Here is a 4,390-nt window from a genome sequence, read left to right on the forward strand (position 1 = left end):
TCGGCGTACGTGGTGCTGGACGTGCTGCCGCTGACGCCCAACGGCAAGGTGGACCGCAAGGCCCTGCCCGCGCCGGACCTCCAGGTGTCCGCTTCGGAGAGCTTCGAGGCGCCGCGGACGGAGACGGAGAAGAAGCTGGCGACCATCTACGCGGAGGTGCTGAACGTCAAGGACGTAGGCCTGCACGGGGACTTCTTCGAGCTGGGCGGGCACTCACTCCTGGCCACACAGTTGGTCTCCCGGGTGCGCGAGGCATTCCGGGTGGAGCTGCCGCTGCGGGACGTCTTCGAGGCTCCCACGGTGGAGAAGCTGGCCGGACGCCTGGAGCAGACACTCACCACCGCGCCGGGTCTGAAGGCTCCGCCCCTCGAGCGGGTGCCTCGCACGAGCGCGCTGCCGCTGTCCTTCGCGCAGCAACGGCTGTGGTTCCTGGACCAGCTGGAGCCGGGCAGCCACTCCTACAACATCCCCGTCGCGGTGAAGCTGACGGGCGTGGTGAAGGTCGAAGCCCTGGAGCAGGCCTTCGAGGCGCTGGTGCTCCGGCACGAGTCGTTGCGCACGACCTTCGAGGACAGGAATGGATCGCCGGTGCAGGTCATCTCGCCCAAGGCGCGTGTGCACCTTCGAGTCGAGGACCTGAGCAGCGCGCCCGAGGCGGAGCGTTCGGCGGAAGCGACGCGGCTCATCGAGCTGGAGGCCCAGCGCCCGTTCAACCTGGAGCAGGGCCCGCTGCTGCGGACCACGCTGCTCAAGCTCTCGGAGCAGGAGCACGTGCTGGTGCTGGTGATGCACCACATCGTCTCGGACGGCTGGTCGATGGACGTGCTCATCCGCGAGATGGGCGCCCTGTACGAAACGTGCGCGCAGGGCCTGCCGTCGCCCCTGCCCGAGCTGCCCCTCCAGTACGCGGACTACGCGGTCTGGCAGCGGGAGTGGCTCGCGGGCGCGGTGCTGGACGCCCAGCTCGCGTACTGGAAGCAGCAGCTCCAGGGTGCGCCCAGGGCGCTGGAGCTGCCCACGGACAAGCCCCGGCCGGCGGTGCAGACCTTCGGCGGAGAGAGCCGCGACTTCCAGTGGCCGAGAGAGCTCTGGGAGTCCGTGAAGGCACTGGCGCACGGTGAGGGTGCCACGCCCTTCATGGTGCTGCTGGCGGCGTTCCAGACAGTGCTTTCGCGCTACTCGGGGCAGGACGACGTGTGCGTGGGCTCGCCCATCGCCAACCGCACCCGGGCGGAGACGGAGGGCCTCATCGGCTTCTTCGTCAACACGCTGGTGCTGCGCGCGAGGCTCGACGGCAACCCCACGTTCCGGCAGTTCGTGCATCAGGCACGTGAGGTCACGCTCGGGGCGTATGCGCACCAGGACGTCCCCTTCGAGCGGCTGGTCGAAGCGCTCAAGCCGGAGCGGGACCTGAGCCGGAGCCCGTTGTTCCAGGTGATGTTCATCCTCCAGAACACGCCGGCGACGGAGCTGCGGCTGCCGGGACTGACGCTGGCGGGCATGAACGCGGAGGCCCGGACGTCCAAGTTCGACCTGTCCGTCGAGATGACCGAGCAGCCCCAGGGGCTCTCCGTCACCGTCGTCTACAACCGCGACCTGTTCGAGCGCGACACGATGGACCGGCTCGCGGGGCACCTGCGGGTGCTGCTGGAGGCGGCCGTGCGCGCCCCGGATACGCGGCTGGCGGACCTGCCACTGCTGGGCGACACGGAGCAGCGGCGGCTGTTGGTGGAGTGGAACGACACACGCGCCACCTTCCCACCCGCCACCATCCACGCCCTCTTCGAGGCGCAGGTGGAGCGGACGCCCGACGCGGAGGCCGTCGTCGCGGAGGACTCCCGGCTGTCGTACCGGGAGCTGAATCGCAGGGCGAACCAGCTCGCGCACCACCTGCGTGGGCTCGGTGTCGGTCCAGACGTGCCGGTGGGCCTGTACCTGGACCGCTCCGCCAGTGCGCTCGTGGGCCTGTGGGGCATCCTCAAGGCCGGCGGCGCCTACGTTCCCCTGGACCCGGCATTCCCCACTGAGCGCCTCCGAGGCGTCCTCGCGGACGCGGGGGCCCGTGCGCTCGTCACGCAGGCGGCGCTGGCAGCCGGGCTCGGGTGGACGGCGGGTGCCGTGATCCGTCTGGACTCCGATGCCGCCGTGCTGGCTGGCAGGAGTGACGCCAATCCGCTGCCCGTGGCGGTGCCGGAGAACCTCGCGTACGTCATCTTCACCTCCGGCTCCACGGGCCGGCCGAAGGGCGTGGCCATCGAGCACCGGCAGCTCGTCAACTACGTGGAAGGCGTCTCGCGCCGGCTGGAGCTTCCGGAGGGCGCGAGCTTCGCCTCCGTGTCCACGCTGGCGGCGGACCTTGGAAACACCGCTGTCTTCCCGGCGCTCTGCCGTGGTGGCGCGCTGCACCTCGTGTCGCGTGAGCAGGCCTCGGATCCGGCGGCGCTGTCCGCACTCTTCGAGCGCGAGCAGGTGGACTGCCTGAAGCTCGTCCCCGCGCACCTCCAGGCGCTCCTGGCATCCGGAAGGCCCGAGCGGGTGTTGCCACGCCAGCGCCTGGTGCTGGGCGGCGACGTGCTGGACTGGTCGCTCACCGACCGAATCCACTCGCTGTCGTCAGGGCTGAAGGTGTTCAACCACTACGGCCCCACCGAGACGACGGTGGGTGTGCTCACCCTGCGGGTGGAGCGCGGAGGGGAGGGGCGCGTCTCCGCGTCCGTGCCGCTCGGCCGGCCCATTCCAAACGCGCGCATCTATGTGCTGGATGCGCGGCTGTCCCCGGTGCCCACGGGCATCCCGGGGGAGCTGTGCATCGGGGGTGATGGCGTCGGCCGTGGCTACCTGGGCCGCCCGGACCTGACGGCAGTGCGCTTCGTGCCGGATCCGTACTCAGACGTGCCGGGGGCGCGGATGTACCGGACGGGAGACCGGGCACGCCTGCTGGCGGATGGCCGGGTCGAGTTCCTCGGCCGTGTGGACCACCAGCTCAAGATCCGCGGCTACCGCGTGGAGCCCGGCGAAGTCGAGGCGGCGCTGGAGCGCCACCCGGCGGTGCGCGAGGCGGTGGTGCTGGCGCGCGAAGGCCAGACGGGCGGAAAGCGGCTCGTCGCGTATGCCGTGCCCCGGCCGGGGACGTCGGTGGAGCCCGAGGCGCTCCGCGACTTCCTGGGGAAGACGCTGCCCGACTACATGGTGCCGCAGTCCTTCGTGGTGTTGGACGCGCTGCCCCTGACTCCCAACGGAAAGGTGGATCGCGGGGCGCTGCCGGTGCCGGAGCTGCTGGCGGCGGAGCCAGAAGCCTTCACCGCGCCACGGAACGCAACCGAGGAGGTGCTGGCGGGCCTCTTCGCGGAGGTGCTCGGGCTCGCTCAGGTCAGCGTACACAGTGGCTTCTTCGAGCTGGGCGGGCATTCCCTGCTGGCCACGCAGGCCATCTCGCGGATCCGCGGCGCTTTCGGAATCGAACTGCCGCTGCGGGACCTCTTCGAGGCGCCCACCGTGGCGGCGCTCGCCGAACGGGTGGAGCGTGCCGTACGCGCGGGTGTGGGCTTCGTGGCGCCGCCGCTGAAGAGGCGGCCGGAACAGCAGAACGTCCTGCCGTTGTCGTTCGCACAGCAGCGGCTCTGGTTCCTGGAGCAGCTCGCTCCGGGCAGTGCCTTCTACAACGTGCCCGCGGTGGTGAAGCTGACGGGCCCGCTGGACGTGGGCGCACTGGAGCGGAGCTTCGAGGAGCTGGTGCGACGACACGAGTCCCTGCGCACCACCTTCCGCGCCGAGGGAGGCCTGCCCGTGCAGGTCATCTCTCCCGCTGGGCGTGTGGCACTCGAGGTCGTGGACCTGGACGGCCATCCGCGGGCGCTGCGCGACGAGGATGCGCGCCGCCGGGCGGAGGAGGAGTCACTCCGCCCGTTCGACCTGGCGGAGGGGCCGCTGCTGCGGACGTCGCTGCTGCGGCTCGGGGAGCAGGAGCACGTGCTGGTGCTGGTGATGCACCACATCGTGTCGGACGGCTGGTCGATGGGCGTCCTCGTGCGCGAGGTTGCCTCTCTGTATGAGGCATTCTCCCAGGGCCAGCCGCCGCGGCTTCCCGAGATGCCGGTGCAGTACCCGGACTATGCGGTGTGGCAGCGCGACTGGCTGAAGGGCGAGGTGCTGGAGTCGCAGCTCGGGTACTGGAAGCAGCAGCTCGACGGCGCTCCCGCTGCATTGGAACTGCCCACGGACAAGCCGCGTCCGGCGGTGCAGACGTACCGTGGCGAGATCCGACAGGCGCTGTGGCCGAAGACGCTGTGGCGGGACATGGGGGTGCTCGGACGGCGTGAGGGAGCAACGCCGTTCATGGTGCTGCTGGCGGCATTCCAGGCGGTGCTATCGAGGTACTCGGGGCAGGAGG

General features: G+C 70.6%; 1 protein-coding gene. It reads left to right on the forward strand.

Going from position 1 to position 4,390, the window contains the following annotated elements:
* On the forward strand, window positions 1-4,390 hold a 4,390-nt coding region (locus K8638_RS43910), incomplete at both ends, for a non-ribosomal peptide synthetase (RefSeq protein WP_223760762.1).

This window comes from Myxococcus sp. RHSTA-1-4 (genome assembly GCF_020037125.1).
Taxonomy (GTDB): Bacteria; Myxococcota; Myxococcia; order Myxococcales; family Myxococcaceae; genus Myxococcus.